Source organism: Thalassococcus halodurans (assembly GCF_900108225.1).
Classification (GTDB): Bacteria; Pseudomonadota; Alphaproteobacteria; order Rhodobacterales; family Rhodobacteraceae; genus Thalassococcus; species Thalassococcus halodurans.
Window position 1 is genome coordinate 108,456 of sequence record NZ_FNUZ01000001.1, and the last position, 14,657, is coordinate 123,112.

A 14,657-nucleotide genomic window follows, 5' to 3' on the forward strand; every position below is an offset into this window, starting at 1 on the left:
CAAGATCGCTTTGTTGGGTAAGCCATTAGGCCAACGCCAAAACGCTCAGAAAAAAGAACAAGGAAATTGCGAAAAGGCGGGTGACCTGAAACGGGGTCTGCGACGTCGCCGCATGAGCTTGGTTCTGTGCAGAATTCGTAGACCGCTTCATGGAAATGCCCTTTCACCAACGCACTCAAAAGTTGCGCGCTGAGATAAGGATAAGACCGCGATGGGTTATTACCTACACGCGGAAGGCCTGTATAAAGGGGCGATAGTGCTGTCTTAAGGTGGACTTAGCTCTTTCGATACACGACTGGTCACACACGATAAAAAATCCACCTATCTACTATAGATGGAATAGTCCGTAGGGGTATCACGCTAACATGAGCAGCGAGTCAGCCGTTGTAATCTCTCTGCTGGGATGCCCAAGACAAGAGTGCTGATTCACTCTTCTTCCAGAGCGGTTTCAGGGCCTCGATTTCAGAATTGGACACAAGCGCCCCACTCTTCTTTTTGCCCTCGATCCCATAAAGGGATTCCCTCAGACTGGTCAGACCGAAGCTTGCGCAGCTGCCAGCGAACTGGTGCACGACAGCCGCCAGTTCCGGATCATTTGTAGACATCCCCATCAACCTGTCGGTTGTAGCGCTGCCTTCTGCGCGCAATCGGTTGATCAGAGTTTCGACCTGTTCGAACCCTAATGCGCTTGCCAGTGCCTCAAGCTGCGACGGATCGAAATACGGCAGCTTGGTTCCGTTCTGATGCGCGACCTTGTCGGTTGTGACCACCGCGTTGGAATAGGCCACCTGCGCCAGAATACGCTTCAACGCGTTTCGTTCGATGGGCTTTGACAGGCAGTCCTGCATGCCTGACTTTAGAAATCCTTCGACCTCTTCCGGAAGTGCATGTGCCGTCACTGCGATGATCGGGGTGCCGGATGATGCCCCGTCCCCTGCCCTGATCTCGATTGTCGCCGCAACGCCGTCTTTGACCGGCATCGAGATATCCATCAGGATCAGATCGAACAGGGTCTCATTGGCCAATTCAACGCCTTCTTGACCGTTCGCCGCTTCGGTCACCTTGTGACCTTCGGAATTCAAAAGCTCGCGCGCGACGAACCTGTTGATCTCGTTATCTTCGACCAGAAGAACCGAAAGCGACCGCTCTCCGGTTGGGGTTGTGATCGGGACTTCGACATCATCGTTGACCACATCAGACTGATCGACACTGTTGAACGGAATGCGCACCCAGAACAGGCTGCCCTCGCCGGGTTCACTTTCCGCGCCGATTTCGCCACCCATCATGTTTACCAGACGGCGCACGATCCCGAGCCCAAGACCAGTGCCACCGGCCTGACGCGCATACGAGCTGTCCAGCGTTTCGAAGTCCTGGAAAATCCGTTCGATATCGTCTTCGCCGATCCCGATCCCGGTATCGATGACGCGGAACTCGATCGTTCCAGAAGGAGAAGCCATTTCTTCGACTTCGATCTCGACCTCGCCATTGCGCGTGAATTTCACAGCATTACTGACGAGGTTTAAAAGGATCTGGCGCAGGCGCCGTTGATCGCCCCGCACCCAGTTTCGTTCCGGACCGACCCATGACCAGTTCAGGCTGTTGCCATTCGCTGTCGCCATCGGACGGTTGGTATCCACGATGCCCTTCAGCAAATCCGGAAGCGCAAACGCGCGGTCTTCCAGCGTCAGCTTGCCTGCTTCGTATTTGGACAGGTCTAACACATCGTTCACAAGGCTGAGCAACAAGCGCCCAGAACTTTCCATCCGGTCGAGAAGTTCGTTTTCACGCTGGCCCGTCGACAAAGGACGCATCAGCTGCATCGTGCCGAGGATGCCGTTCAGAGGCGTGCGCATTTCGTGGCTCATTACAGCAAGGAATTCGGACTTGGCCTTTTCCCCCGCCAAGGCGCGGTCACGCGCATCGCGCAGGGCATCCTCGGCATTTTTCCTGCGCGAGATGTCTCGGATATAAGCGACATACATCTGCTCCTCACCGCCGCCAGATCGGTCGATGGAAACCTCTGCGGGGAAATAGATGCCGTCTTTGTGCAGCGACTGGATTTCAAACCGCCGACTGCCAGCGGGCAAAGGTTTGCCCGTCCCGATGAAATCAAACTTTTCCTTGGTCTCATCAGGCGAAAAGAGATCTTTCAGGTTTATTGTCGCACGATCCTGAAGCGACCCGAACATCGTATCTGCCGCTGGGTTTTGCGTAAGAATACGCCCCCGGAAATCCGCCAATACGATTGCATCAAGTGACGTTTCCACGATAGTTTTCAGCTGTTCGGACGCCTGTTCAACCTCGGCCGCGTGACGCCGTGCGATGGTATTCATCTGCATCAATTTGGCGGCAGCAACGATCAGAATGGCCAGCAGGATCATCACAAAGACGGCCAGAATAACCAGCGTCTTCATAACTTCCTGGCGACGGTCGCGGGTATTTTCCGCAAAGGCCGCCAGACCCGCCAAGGTCATTTCACGTGCGACAGGGGTAATTTCGACGGCAGCTTTTTGCAGATCGGGTAATGCGGCAATCAATTGCGGGTCATCGCCGTCAATGATTGGAACCGTTTCCTCTAGAAAGGTCAGAAGCCGATCTAAAGACCCGGCGAAGTTTGGCGAGTTTCGCAACTGGATGAACGAATTGCCGTATAGCAACGTCGACATACGGCTGTAAAACACGTCAAAGCGCCGGCGCAAATTCCGAAGGTCGGCCGGATCGCCGCCGTCGGTTTCCAAAGCAAGCCGGTAGCGAAGCAATTCCACATCTACCTGCGCGACGGTCCATTGGGCATTGTCCGATGTCGCAGTGCTGATTTTGTCGATCTCTTTCGAAATCATCCAGCTTAGGCCCACGACAAATGCCAAACAAACCACTACCGTTGCCGCTAGTAGTTTGACCGACATTAATCGACGCATTGCAGCGCGAATTCTTGTGCCAACGGACACTAACGTCTCCCGCGCGGATTGGCCTTGGTGGGTCTATTCGACGGTGATCCGGTCCAATTGCCAGATACTACGTGAGTAGATCACTTCGGTTTGATAATTCGGGGAACTGTCGTACGGATACACAACCCACAACGGGCCTTTATCGCGAACGGACATTTCCTCGCCATTGTTGGAATATGCAACAATCGGGCCATTCTCGACCCAATCTTCTGCCGGGATCTCGACCGAATAGTCGTTAATGGCTGTTGCTTTCATAATGCTACCGGTGGCACCCACCGCGTCCATCAAGACCTGCAAGGAAACGCCTTCAAAAGACTGCATACCTTCTGTCCAGATTGTGGTTGTCTCGATGGTTTCTGCCCCAAGCGCCTGCAGCATTTCGCGATCGAACGCAGCATCACCATTGGCGGTATTAGAATTCTCGATTGCGCCGCTGACCGTCAGCAACACAGGACCAGCCGGAGCGTCAAGTTCGGCACTGAAACCCATGACCGGCAGAAAAGTTGCGACTGCAAATGCAACGCGCGAAATTACGGTATTAGTCATAGAACCAACCTTTCGATAACGCTGTTCAATATGGCAGGTTAAAAATAGCGCTGCAGTAGAGCATAAGTTGAAAATCAATATCCATTGGTATAGGTTTTCACGACGCTAAATTCAAATTGCGTGTTAAAACACTGAAACCGATAGACGGGAATCTGCCACAATCCCTATCCTTTTAAATAGAACCTTCAGATACTGCAGATATACTTTGTTCCGGATCAGTGCGCTTTTGCACCAGTTCGTTGGGCTTACGACTGCGGCAAAATCGTAGGTTTGCTTAGGGAAGAAGCATGTTCTATCTTAAGATAAACAGACTGAAAGCAGAAAAGGCGGGTAGTCTAGGCATATGATGACCCTGAGGCGCATTCACAATGACTGAAAGCTCGCAACTGCGCATTCTGGTTGCAGACGATCATGACCTTCTCCGGGACATGCTTCAACTTTATCTCGGAAAAGAACCAGACATATCGGTCGAAACAGTCGCCGATTTCAACGCGGCCTTTGAACGGGTCAAGGATGATCCGGTTTTCGATCTGGTTCTGCTTGATTACTCGATGCCCGGCATGACCGGTCTGGAAGGGATGCAGCGCATTCAGGATCTTCCCGGCGATCACCGTGTCGGTATCATTTCCGGCACAGCGACACGCGACGTGGCCCAAGAAGCCCTGGAAAAGGGTGCGGCGGGTTTCGTGCCCAAAACACTGTCGGCCAAGTCGCTGATCAACGCGGTCCGCTTTATGGCGGCGGGCGAACAGTTCACGCCCATTGAATTCCTCCGCGCACCCGAGCCCGAACGGAACCACCCGCTGGCACAAAAACTGTCGCGCCGCGAGATGGACGTTCTAAAGGGACTGACCGAAGGCAAATCCAATAAGGAAATCGCCCGCGATCTGGATATCCGCGAACCGACGGTAAAGCTGCACGTCAAAACGCTGTATCGAAAAATTGGCGTGGCAAACCGGACGCAGGCCGCTTTGATCGCCAAGGAACAAGGGCTTTACTGAGTCCGAAAGGCCACAGCTGTTCTTGCATCGTTCTACTTTGTTGACACAAAACGAGAACATGAGTAGAACAAAATGCGACAAACTTGAAGGGGTGTCGCAATGCTTACGAAAAAACAGCTGGATCTACTGCACTTTATTCAAAAGCGCGTCGCCCGCGACGGCGTACCGCCCAGCTTTGACGAGATGAAAGAGGCGTTGGACCTGCGATCCAAGTCCGGCATCCACCGCCTGATCACCGCCCTTGAAGAACGTGGCTTCATCCGTCGCCTAGCGCACCGCGCCCGCGCGATCGAGATTGTAAAGCTGCCCGACACGCTGGCACCTTCTGGCGCGACCTTTACCCCGAAGGTCATTGACGGCGATCTGCCCGACAGCACACCTGCTGCGGCCAAGTCGATCACGATTGAAGCGACCGAACTGCCCGTGCTTGGCCGGATCGCAGCGGGTGAGCCCATTCAGGCCATCAACGACATCCCGCCGGAAATCGCCGTGCCCAGCCAGATGCTGAGCGGACCGGGCAAGCATTACGCGCTTGAGGTCAAAGGCGACTCGATGATCGACGCGGGCATCAACAACGGTGACGTTGTGGTTATCCGCGAAACATCGCAGGCCAGCGACGGCGATATCGTGGTCGCGCAGATCGAAGGGTATGAGGCAACGCTAAAGCGGTTCCGCCGCAAGGGCGGCTCGATTATGCTTGAGGCCGCGAACCCAGCCTATGAACCGCGCATTCTGCCGTCCGGATCTGTTTCGGTGCAGGGCCGTCTAGTCGGGCTGATCCGCACTTATTGATCTGTCCGCAATAGTCCGGTGAGCCTTTGGTTTTCCGGACCTTCGGGAACATCCCCGTGCCACATGCGAACCCCTTTCCGATGGCGTGCGGTCACCGCGCGCCATTCGCTTTTGTCGCGATACAAGGCGACAGCGCCCGTGTGACGCAAGATCGACGCGTCAAAGGTCAAACACCGCAATTCAGGCAGGGTCTGGTTGCTGACAACCACCTCGCCCTGATGACAGCCTTCGAAACCTTGAAGGGCGCGCTTGCCCGACACATGCTGGATGCCTGTATTCTCGGGCCAAAGCGATGCGGCCTCACTTTGCGAAAGTGCGGAGCCATCATTTTCCAACCAGATACGCGCGGCAAAACCTGCGCCTTTCGCTTTGCTTAGCGCCCTGCCCTGATCCGTCACAACGCCAACCAGCCCGCCATCATGGGCAATCAAGACATCAGGCCGTGTGGCCCCAACCCAAATCCAGGCGGCGATCACAGCCGGTGCAATCCCGATCCACCGCAATCTGCCCTGCCACAGAAGGCAAAACAGGCCGGCCATTGCGCCAATGGGCAACACACTTGCAGGTGGCGAAGGCACCAGTTTCACAGCCTCATCCCAACTGCTGACCTGATGGGCGACGGTTAAAATCCAGCTCAGCCCCCATTCCATCGCCCAAAGCCCGATACCTTCCAGTCCGAAAGGCATCAGCAAAGCCGCCAGAACACCTGAGGGCATAACCACGATCCCCATCGCGGGAACTGCGATAAGGTTCGCGATCAAGCCAAACTCTGCAAATCTGTTGAAATGCGCCATGGCGACCGGTGCTGTGGCCAAGCCCGCAATGAGCGACGACAAAAACACCGCAGCGACAGGGCGCAAAACTCGCGGGATTTTCTGCGACACGTCAGAACGTTGCCATGCACCGAACACAGCGACCAACGCGGTCGTCGCCGCGAATGACATCTGAAAACCTGGTCCCAGCAGCGTCTCTGGCCTGAGGACAAGGACAATAAGCGCCGCCAATGCCAAGGCGCGAAACGACATCACCCGACGGTCAAAGATCACAGCCAAAAGCGCCACGGCCACCATGACGAAGGCCCTCTCGGTCGCGACGTTTCCCCCGGAAAGCCCTAGGTATCCGGCACCGACTACCAGTGCCGCCGCCGCCGCCAGCTTTTTGACCGGCCACAAAAGCCCCCAAACCGGAACAAGCAACAAGGCAAGGCGCAGGCTGGCGAACACGAACCCGGTCAAAAGCCCCATATGAAGACCGGAAATCGCCAAAAGATGCGCAAGGTTGCTGTCGCGAAGAGCGTCCAGCGTTTCCCGCTCAATCGCGCTTCTGTCACCCGTCATAATCGCGGCGGCGAAAGCCCCGACCTGCCCTTCCAACTTTGCCTGCACCCGTTCAGACAAAGCGTGTCGTGCCCGCGCCCACATCGGGCCATCAGTCGGTAGCTCAAGCACCAATGCAGGGATGCGGGTGTAGCCAACTGCCCCGATGCTCTGGAACCATGCATGCCTTTGGAAATCAAAGCCGTCCGGTTCCGCCGGGCCCGGCGATTTTGAAAGATGCCCCGTCATGATCACGCGCATGCCCGGCTCTGGATCAATCCAGCGCTGATCACCGTGCAACGACACGCGCACACGATGCGGCGTTCGATCCGGGGCCATATCCTGTAGCACCACCTGATCCAGCAGCAATCGCGGCTTGTCGCTGGATGATCGGTCAATCGCTATGACACGGCCTTCGATCGGGCCGTAGTACCGGAACTCGATCAAGGGCGTCGCGACCATTTGCGCCCGAACGCCCGCAATCCCGAAGCCCGCCGCGAAGACCCCGATACAGACGAGCCCGATTTGCAACGTTTCGTTTACAAAGCGTCGGGATAAAGCGGCACCTATCGCGACACAGAACGCAAGCCCGATCTGTTTAGCAGACGGATCAGAGCGAAGTGAGAAGAATGCGCCGATGCCAATGGCAAGGACAACGGGAACCCAAGGAAACAAATGCCCGCGCTGCCGGGCGAGTTCGCTTTCCAGCAGGGTCCAAAGGCGTGGCATGCTTGTTCTTCATCCCCTTGCTGGGTATGGGTGCGCAACGCTAACCGCATCAAGCTTATCGAAAGGTTAAGCAATCCAATGTCTGACCAAGTCATCACCCGTTTCGCGCCGTCCCCCACTGGCTATCTTCACATCGGTGGCGCGCGCACTGCGCTGTTCAACTGGCTGTATGCACGCGGTCGCGGCGGCAAATTCCTGTTGCGGATCGAAGACACCGATCGCGCACGGTCCACGCCCGAGGCGACCGAAGCCTTGTTGAAAGGTCTGGCTTGGCTGGGGCTCGATCACGACGGCGAGGTGATCAGCCAGTTTGAACGCGCTGACCGTCACGCTGAGGTTGCCCATGAGCTGCTGGCCAAGGGCGCTGCCTACAAATGTTTTGCCACGCAGGAAGAGATTGAGGCGTTCCGCGAAGCTGCGCGTGCTGAAGGCCGCTCGACCCTGTTCCAAAGCCCGTGGCGCGATGCTGATCCGGCAACGCATCCGGACGCGCCCTATGTGATCCGTCTGAAAACCCCGCAGGATGGCCATACAATCATCAAGGACGAAGTTCAGGGCGAGGTCAAAATCGGCAACGATCAGTTGGACGATATGATCCTACTGCGCTCGGACGGTACGCCTGTCTATATGTTGGCTGTGGTTGTGGACGACCATGATATGGGCGTGACCCATGTGATCCGCGGTGATGACCACCTGAACAACGCTGCACGTCAGATGGGGATCTACACCGCCATGGGTTGGCCGGTGCCGGTTTACGCCCACATCCCACTGATCCACGGCCCAGATGGCAAGAAGCTGTCGAAACGCCATGGTGCGGTCGGGGTCGAGGAATATCAGGTCATGGGTTACCCGGCGGCCGGTATGCGCAACTATCTGGCCCGTCTTGGCTGGAGCCACGGGGATGACGAATTCTTTACCGATGAGCAGGCAAAAGAATGGTTCAACCTTGAGGGAATCGGCAAAAGCCCGTCGCGTCTGGACTTCAAAAAGCTGGAAAACATCTGTGGACAGCACATTGCTGCGGCAGATGATGCTGCGCTGCTGCATGAACTTGAGGCGTTTTTGAAAGCCGCTGGCAAACCCGACCTTACGGAAGTGCAAAAAGACGGTATGCAGCGCGGAATGTACTGCCTGAAAGACCGGGCCAAAACCTTCCCGGAACTTCTTGAAAAGGCTGAGTTTATCATGGCTTCCCGCCCAATTCAGCCGGACGAGAAAGCCGCAAAGGCATTGGATGATGTATCCCGTGGTATACTGAACCAATTGACGTCGCAGTTGCAGAATGCTAGCTGGTCCCGTGAAGAATTAGAGGCGGCCGCCAACAGCGTCGCCGAAACGAACGGCGTCAAGTTTGGCAAAATGGCAGGCCCCATACGGGCCGCTTTGGCCGGACGCGCAGTGACCCCGAGCGTATTTGATATGATGCTTGTTCTTGGCCAGCAGGAAAGCCTGCTGCGACTGGAAGAAGCGAGCGCAGGAGAATAGTGACCCTAAAACGGTCCCCGTTCTTGGCGCTAATAAAATAAGCGCACAATCGGGCCCACCCCGGGCCCGATGTCGTAGCAAACGAAGGGATGAAACATGGCCGATACTCCGAAAACAGCCACGCTTACGATTGACGGACAGTCTTATGATCTGCCCATTTATTCGCCAACGGCTGGACCCGATGTAATCGACATCCGTAAGTTGTACGGTCAGGCAGGCGTATTCACCTACGATCCGGGCTTCACCTCGACTGCAAGCTGCGATTCGACCATCACATTCATCGATGGCGACAAGGGCGAGCTGCTGCACCGTGGCTATCCGATCGACCAACTGGCCGAAAAATCGCACTACCTCGAAGTCTGCTACCTGCTTCTGTACGGTGCCCTGCCGACAGCTCAGGAACTGGAAAACTTCGAAAACATGGTGACACGTCACACCATGATCCACGAACAGATGCACAACTTCTTCCGTGGTTTCCGTCGTGACGCACACCCGATGGCGACAATGGTTGGCGTCGTTGGTGCGATGTCCGCCTTCTACCACGACTCGACCGATCCTTCGGATGCCCGTCAGCGTGAAATCGCGTCGCACCGCCTGATTGCGAAGATGCCGACAATCGCTGCGATGGCGTATAAGTATTCGATCGGTCAGCCCTTCGTGTACCCGCGCAACGATCTGGATTACGCGTCGAACTTCCTGCACATGTGCTTTGCCGTTCCGGCGGAAGAATACGTTGTTGATCCGATCCTGTCCCGCGCGATGGACCGTATCTTTACCCTGCATGCTGACCACGAACAGAACGCGTCGACATCGACAGTACGTCTGGCGTCGTCCTCGGGTGCGAATCCGTTCGCATGTATCGCAGCCGGCATCGCCTGCCTCTGGGGCCCTGCCCACGGTGGTGCGAACCAAGCCTGCCTCGAGATGCTGAAGGAAATCGGTTCCGTAGACCGCATTCCGGAATTCATCGCACGTGCGAAAGACAAGAACGATCCGTTCCGTCTGATGGGCTTTGGCCACCGCGTTTACAAAAACTTCGACCCGCGTGCGAAGGTGATGAAGCAGTCCGCAGACGAAGTGCTGGACCTGCTGGGTGTCGAAGACAACCCTGTCCTGCAGGTTGCGAAGGAACTGGAAGCTGCCGCTCTGGCCGATCCGTATTTCGCGGAAAAGAAACTGTTCCCGAACGTGGACTTCTACTCGGGCATCATCCTCGAAGCGATGGGCTTCCCGACATCGATGTTCACACCGATCTTCGCTGTGTCCCGTACCGTTGGCTGGATCAGCCAGTGGAAAGAACAGCTGGGCGATCCGCAGATGAAAATCGGCCGTCCTCGTCAGCTGTATCTGGGCGATACTGCGCGCGACTACACAGACATCGAAAACCGCTGATTTCAGCGATACATCGACGACTGAAAGCCCGGCCAAACGCCGGGCTTTTTCGTTTCCGGCGCGCGTTAACTATGTGACTCGTTTCCTTTTGGTTAACGCGGGCGGTTTTCCTAAAATTTGTCTCAATGAATGGAAGGATTTGAGACAATGGAAGCTGCAACTTTGATGATCCTCGGCCTGATGGCCGCCCCGACTGACGACAAGCAGGCGCATTACTACGCCGGTGCGGCCGTCGCACAGGTCGCTCAGGAAAACGGATTGTCTGCTTGGGAAAGTTGTGGCCTGACGCTGGCCGCCGCCGCCGCAAAAGAAGCGTGGGACGCCAACGGTCATGGCACGGTCGATGGGTTCGACGGGCTGGCAACCATTGCTGGATGCCAGCTGACCTATCGGTTCTAAGCCTTAGCGGCCTTCAAATTCTGCTGGACGTTTCTGAACAAACGCCATGACGCCTTCCATGAAGTCACGGGTTTTGCCGCATTCGCCCTGCAACTTGGCCTCAAGCGCCAATTGTTCGTCCAGTGTGTTGCCAAAGCTTTCGCGCATGGCCTGTTTGACCCGCGTATAGGCCGCTGTCGGACCCTTCGCCAGATGCGCGGCGCGTGCCTTCCAGTGTTCCGCGAATTCGTCATCTGCAACGTATTCCCAGATCAGACCCCATTTATCGGCCTGCTCTGCCGTGATTTTGTCCGCAAACAGCGCGGCACCCATCGCCTTGGCCAAACCGATCTGGCGCGGCAACGCCCAAGTGCCGCCTGCATCCGGGATCAGACCGATGCGCGTGAAGGCCTGCACGAAATACGCGCTCTCGGACGCGATCACCACATCCGCCACCAGTGCAAGGTTCGCCCCTGCCCCAGCCGCCGGACCGTTGACCGCCGAAATTGTCGGTACAGGGCAATCCACAATCGCCTTCAGCATCGGTTCGTATTCGTCGCGCAGGGTACGTTCGACATCAAAGCTGGCCATGGCCGAGCGGTCGCCCAGATCCTGACCGGAACAGAATGCTTTTCCATTGCCGGTGATCACGACAACGCGGGCGGTTTTGCCAGCCTCGGTAACAGCATGTGTAATCTCGGCCCGCATCTGGGTGTTCAAAGCGTTCATCAAATCAGGGCGGTTGAGGGAAACGACAGCAACGCCGTCGACGACCTCATAGGTAATGGCTTCGTATTGCATGATATCCTCCTGCCAAGTTGCTCGCATCAAACACGCCGCGCGGACAAAAGGCAAAGCCCAACGCGGCGTCACTGTGCAGGAAAACCGAAACGGCGATTACGCGCTGTCGCGACGTGCCACCCGTTTGATCAGGTCAGCGGCCTCTGGCGGGATGGGCGCCTCTTTCCGCATATAGCGCGACCCATCCAGATTACGTTCAAGTGCACCGACCTCAATCAAAGTACGCCGGATTTGCGCCGCGTCCCTGAAGGCGGTTTCCTGATCGATCAGGGCGCTGATTTCACGCTCGGTCATCGGCGTCCGCGCAGGCAAACGCGACCACACGACATAGCAGCACAGATGCTGGGTCAACGTGCGGGCGGGCCATTTGGCAAACCGCCCATCGGTATCAAAGTAACGCGCCGCGCGGGCCACTTGTGTACTATTCACCGGCGCGGTCGGCGTGTTTTTCGCCCGCAGATGTTGATAGTTCCGATAGCCTGCCGCCTTGGAAATCCGGTCCAGAAATTCGGCATGTCCAAGGTCGGTTTCAATGTCCTTGCGCAACCGTTTGGCAAAGGACGACAGATCATCAAGGTGAAAAGAAATAACGTCGCGCGTCATAGCAATCTCCAACGCGATACCAGACCCGAAGGGTTGGATTGTCCGCCCTTGATCCAAGGTATCACAAAGGTGATGCCATTAGCGTCAATCAAACAGGTTTAGCATCGGCGGAGCCTGGGTGAACTGCGGACCCTGCGTGCACGCTAGCACAGGTCGCAGGCGGACCCAAGATCAGTCGTTCAGGATTTTGTTCAGCCGTTCTTGTTCGCTGTCGCTAAGGCCTTTGTCGTCAACGACCGGAGCAGCCGCACGGCCACGCACGTACAGCGCCCCCATCAGAAGCGCGATCAGGAACATAGCGGGGCCAGCCCACCACAGCAGGCGGTTCCAGCCATCCGTTGTCGGGTTCAGCAGAGCGAACTCGCCATAACGTTCGACAATAAACTCGACGACTTCGTCGTTAGTGTCCCCCGCCACCAGACGTTCGCGCACCACGATCCGCAGGTCACGGGCCAACGGCGCGTTGGATTCATCGATGCTTTCGTTCTGGCAGACCAGACAGCGCAACCCTTTCGAGATTTCGCGCGCCCGTTCTTCCAGAACCGGATCATCCAGCACCTCGTCCGGCAGCACGGCCCAAGCTGGTCCGGTGCTGACAAAGGTAGCGGACAGCAAAAGCGACAGGATCAGAACAAGTTGTTTCATTCTGCGGGCACCGCTTTTGCTGTGGTTTTCTTGGCGCCGGCGGCCACACGGAACCGACGGTCAGTCAGGCTGATCAATCCACCCAATGCCATCAGGATAGAGCCACCCCAAATCCAGTTTGCCAACGGCTTGATATAGGTCCGCATGACCCAGCCACCGCCATCCTGCGGATCACCGATCACGACGTAGACGTCGCGCAGGAATTTGTAGTCGATTGCGGCCTCGGTTGTCGGCATTTTGGCGACGGGATAGTCGCGTTTTTCAGGGTACAAATGGGCCACTTCCACACCATTGTCGTACACAGCGACTTCGGCCATGGTCGAGAAATAGTTCGGGCCGCGCACCTGCTCGACGCCGATCAGTTCAAGCTCGTAGCTGCCCACTTCGAAACGCTCACCAATGTTGGCCACGCGGATATCTTCGACCTGCCACGCCATCAGGCCCGCGACACCGACCATGGTGATACCAAGACCACCGTGGGCCACCGTTTTCCCCCAATCAGCGCGCGGAAGGCGCAGCAGACGGCCGATGTCACGGTTCTGGCCTGTGCGGCTCCATAGGTCTGTCAACGCACCGCCCACCAGCCAAGCGCCAAGGAACACGCCGACAGGGCCAAGGATCGTGCGGCCTGTCTGCATCGTCCAGACCAGTGCGGCCAGAAGAACCGCGATGACAAAGGCAGGTGCCAAGGCACGGATCACGCGACCCACTTTGGCCCGCTTCCACGGTAGCATCGCCCCAACCGGCAGGATCAAGCCCAGAACCAGCATGAACGGCGTAAAGGCAGAGTTGAAGAACGGCGGGCCGACCGACAGTTTCCGATCAAGGAACATCTCGGCCACCAAGGGCCACATGGTGCCGACGAAAACGACCAGCGAAGATACCGCCAGCAGGATGTTGTTCGCCACCAACGCGCTTTCGCGGCTGACCAGACCAAAGACACCCTTGGCCTGCATCGCATTGGCGCGGGCGGCAAAAAGCATCAACGCACCACCTGTGAAGAACACCAGAATACCAAGGATGAAGACGCCGCGTTCAGGATCGTTGGCAAAGGCGTGAACCGACGTCAGAAGGCCCGAGCGCACGATGAACGTCCCGATCAGAGAAAAGCCGAAGGCAAGGATCGCCAGGAGGATCGTCCAGCTTTTCAAGCTCTCGCGCTTTTCGACCACGATGGCGGAATGCAGCAAGGCCGCTGCGAACAGCCATGGCATGAAGCTCGCGTTTTCAACCGGATCCCAGAACCAGAAACCACCCCAGCCAAGCTCGTAATAAGCCCACCACGATCCCAGCGCGATACCGATGGTCAGAAACACCCACGCCGCCAGCGTCCACGGGCGCACCCAACGGGCCCACGCCGCATCAACGCGGCCTTCAATCAAGGCCGCCACAGCGAAGGAGAAGCAGATTGAAAGGCCCACATAGCCCAAATACAGGAACGGCGGATGGAAGGCCAAACCGGGGTCTTGCAGCAGCGGGTTCAAATCCTGCCCGTCAAACGGCGGCACTGCCAGACGCAGGAACGGGTTCGAGGTGAACAGGATAAAGGCAAAGAAGGCCACGGCAATTGCGGATTGAACCGACAGAACCCGCGCCCGAAGCGTCGGCGGAAGGTTGCCTCCGAACCACGCGGCCATTGCACCGAACAGCGTCACGATCAGCACCCACAGCAACATGGACCCTTCGTGGTTCCCCCACGTGCCGCTGATTTTATACAGCATCGGCTTGGCTGAATGCGAGTTCAGCACCACCAGCCTGAGCGAAAAGTCCGACACGATAAAGGCATGCGTCAGTGCGCCAAAGGCCAGTAATGTCAGGATAAATTGTATCGTGGCTGCAGGTTCAGCCACCGCCATCCAACCGGACCAGCGTTTATGGGCCCCGATTGCCGGAACCACCATTTGAACGATCGCCACGAGAAAGGCGAGGATGAGTGCGAAGTGACCGAGTTCTGTAACCATACCCAATGTATAGGGTCAGTCAGCGAACTCGGCCAATAGATTCGGCGTTCAAAAGTTGGT

The 14,657-nt window shown here is 56.8% G+C and carries 12 protein-coding genes; 5 read left to right on the forward strand and 7 right to left on the reverse strand.

From position 1 onward, the window contains the following. Window positions 1-377: 377 nt before the first annotated feature. The gene (locus C4S59_RS00535; RefSeq protein ID WP_160006704.1) at window positions 378-2,906 is read right to left on the reverse strand and encodes a hybrid sensor histidine kinase/response regulator; all 2,529 of its coding nucleotides are present in this window, start codon (window positions 2,904-2,906) and stop codon (window positions 378-380) included. A gap of 75 nt (window positions 2,907-2,981) precedes the next feature. Beyond that, on the reverse strand, window positions 2,982-3,494 hold the full coding sequence (locus tag C4S59_RS00540) for an oxidoreductase (RefSeq protein ID WP_103908535.1): 513 nt from the start codon (window positions 3,492-3,494) through the stop codon (window positions 2,982-2,984). 368 nt (window positions 3,495-3,862) lie between these two features. Between C4S59_RS00540 and C4S59_RS00545 the strand changes: the two genes are divergently transcribed. After that, window positions 3,863-4,495 carry a response regulator gene (locus C4S59_RS00545; protein ID WP_234994646.1) on the forward strand — a complete coding sequence of 211 codons (633 nt, stop codon included), beginning with the start codon at window positions 3,863-3,865 and terminating at the stop codon, window positions 4,493-4,495. A 99-nt stretch (window positions 4,496-4,594) separates the two neighbouring features. Then, window positions 4,595-5,287 (forward strand): transcriptional repressor LexA, encoded by a 693-nt coding sequence (lexA, locus tag C4S59_RS00550; protein WP_103908536.1) that lies wholly within the window; start codon window positions 4,595-4,597, stop codon window positions 5,285-5,287. Here the strand turns inward: lexA and C4S59_RS00555 are convergent. Further along, on the reverse strand, window positions 5,281-7,332 hold the full coding sequence (locus tag C4S59_RS00555) for a ComEC/Rec2 family competence protein (RefSeq protein WP_103908537.1): 2,052 nt from the start codon (window positions 7,330-7,332) through the stop codon (window positions 5,281-5,283). The two genes, lexA and C4S59_RS00555, sit on opposite strands and share 7 nt — an antisense overlap. Before the next feature lie 78 nt (window positions 7,333-7,410). Here C4S59_RS00555 and gltX point away from each other — a divergent pair, with 78 nt between their 5' ends. From gltX to C4S59_RS00570, 3 genes are all read left to right on the forward strand, one after another. Beyond that, window positions 7,411-8,817, forward strand: a complete 1,407-nt coding sequence (gene gltX, locus C4S59_RS00560; RefSeq protein WP_103908538.1) for a glutamate--tRNA ligase — start codon at window positions 7,411-7,413, stop codon at window positions 8,815-8,817. Window positions 8,818-8,913: 96 nt separating this feature from the next. Further along, the gene (locus C4S59_RS00565; protein WP_103908539.1) at window positions 8,914-10,209 is read left to right on the forward strand and encodes a citrate synthase; all 1,296 of its coding nucleotides are present in this window, start codon (window positions 8,914-8,916) and stop codon (window positions 10,207-10,209) included. A 147-nt stretch (window positions 10,210-10,356) separates the two neighbouring features. Then, entirely contained in the window at window positions 10,357-10,608 is a 252-nt protein-coding gene (locus C4S59_RS00570; protein WP_103908540.1) for a hypothetical protein, read from the forward strand. A gap of 3 nt (window positions 10,609-10,611) precedes the next feature. On the opposite strand, the gene C4S59_RS00575 is transcribed toward C4S59_RS00570, so the two are convergent. The 4 genes from C4S59_RS00575 to C4S59_RS00590 form a co-directional block, all read right to left on the reverse strand. Next, a complete protein-coding gene (locus C4S59_RS00575) occupies window positions 10,612-11,388 on the reverse strand; it encodes an enoyl-CoA hydratase-related protein (RefSeq protein WP_103908541.1) in 777 nt (258 codons plus the stop codon). Window positions 11,389-11,484: 96 nt separating this feature from the next. Continuing rightward, the gene (locus tag C4S59_RS00580) at window positions 11,485-11,991 is read right to left on the reverse strand and encodes a DUF2087 domain-containing protein (protein WP_103908542.1); all 507 of its coding nucleotides are present in this window, start codon (window positions 11,989-11,991) and stop codon (window positions 11,485-11,487) included. 171 nt (window positions 11,992-12,162) lie between these two features. After that, window positions 12,163-12,636 (reverse strand): cytochrome c-type biogenesis protein, encoded by a 474-nt coding sequence (locus C4S59_RS00585; RefSeq protein ID WP_103908543.1) that lies wholly within the window; start codon window positions 12,634-12,636, stop codon window positions 12,163-12,165. After that, the gene (locus C4S59_RS00590) at window positions 12,633-14,597 is read right to left on the reverse strand and encodes a heme lyase CcmF/NrfE family subunit (protein ID WP_103908544.1); all 1,965 of its coding nucleotides are present in this window, start codon (window positions 14,595-14,597) and stop codon (window positions 12,633-12,635) included. The genes C4S59_RS00585 and C4S59_RS00590 overlap by 4 nt, the downstream gene beginning before the upstream one ends. Window positions 14,598-14,657: the final 60 nt, after the last annotated feature.

Coding starts and splice junctions, on each gene's coding strand:
- C4S59_RS00535 (WP_160006704.1), bottom strand. CDS start 2,906: ATGTCGGTCAAACTACTAGCGGCAACGGTAGTGGTTTGTTTGGCATTT.
- C4S59_RS00540 (WP_103908535.1), bottom strand. CDS start 3,494: ATGACTAATACCGTAATTTCGCGCGTTGCATTTGCAGTCGCAACTTTT.
- C4S59_RS00545 (WP_234994646.1), top strand. CDS start 3,863: ATGACTGAAAGCTCGCAACTGCGCATTCTGGTTGCAGACGATCATGAC.
- lexA (WP_103908536.1), top strand. CDS start 4,595: ATGCTTACGAAAAAACAGCTGGATCTACTGCACTTTATTCAAAAGCGC.
- C4S59_RS00555 (WP_103908537.1), bottom strand. CDS start 7,332: ATGCCACGCCTTTGGACCCTGCTGGAAAGCGAACTCGCCCGGCAGCGC.
- gltX (WP_103908538.1), top strand. CDS start 7,411: ATGTCTGACCAAGTCATCACCCGTTTCGCGCCGTCCCCCACTGGCTAT.
- C4S59_RS00565 (WP_103908539.1), top strand. CDS start 8,914: ATGGCCGATACTCCGAAAACAGCCACGCTTACGATTGACGGACAGTCT.
- C4S59_RS00570 (WP_103908540.1), top strand. CDS start 10,357: ATGGAAGCTGCAACTTTGATGATCCTCGGCCTGATGGCCGCCCCGACT.
- C4S59_RS00575 (WP_103908541.1), bottom strand. CDS start 11,388: ATGCAATACGAAGCCATTACCTATGAGGTCGTCGACGGCGTTGCTGTC.
- C4S59_RS00580 (WP_103908542.1), bottom strand. CDS start 11,991: ATGACGCGCGACGTTATTTCTTTTCACCTTGATGATCTGTCGTCCTTT.
- C4S59_RS00585 (WP_103908543.1), bottom strand. CDS start 12,636: ATGAAACAACTTGTTCTGATCCTGTCGCTTTTGCTGTCCGCTACCTTT.
- C4S59_RS00590 (WP_103908544.1), bottom strand. CDS start 14,597: ATGGTTACAGAACTCGGTCACTTCGCACTCATCCTCGCCTTTCTCGTG.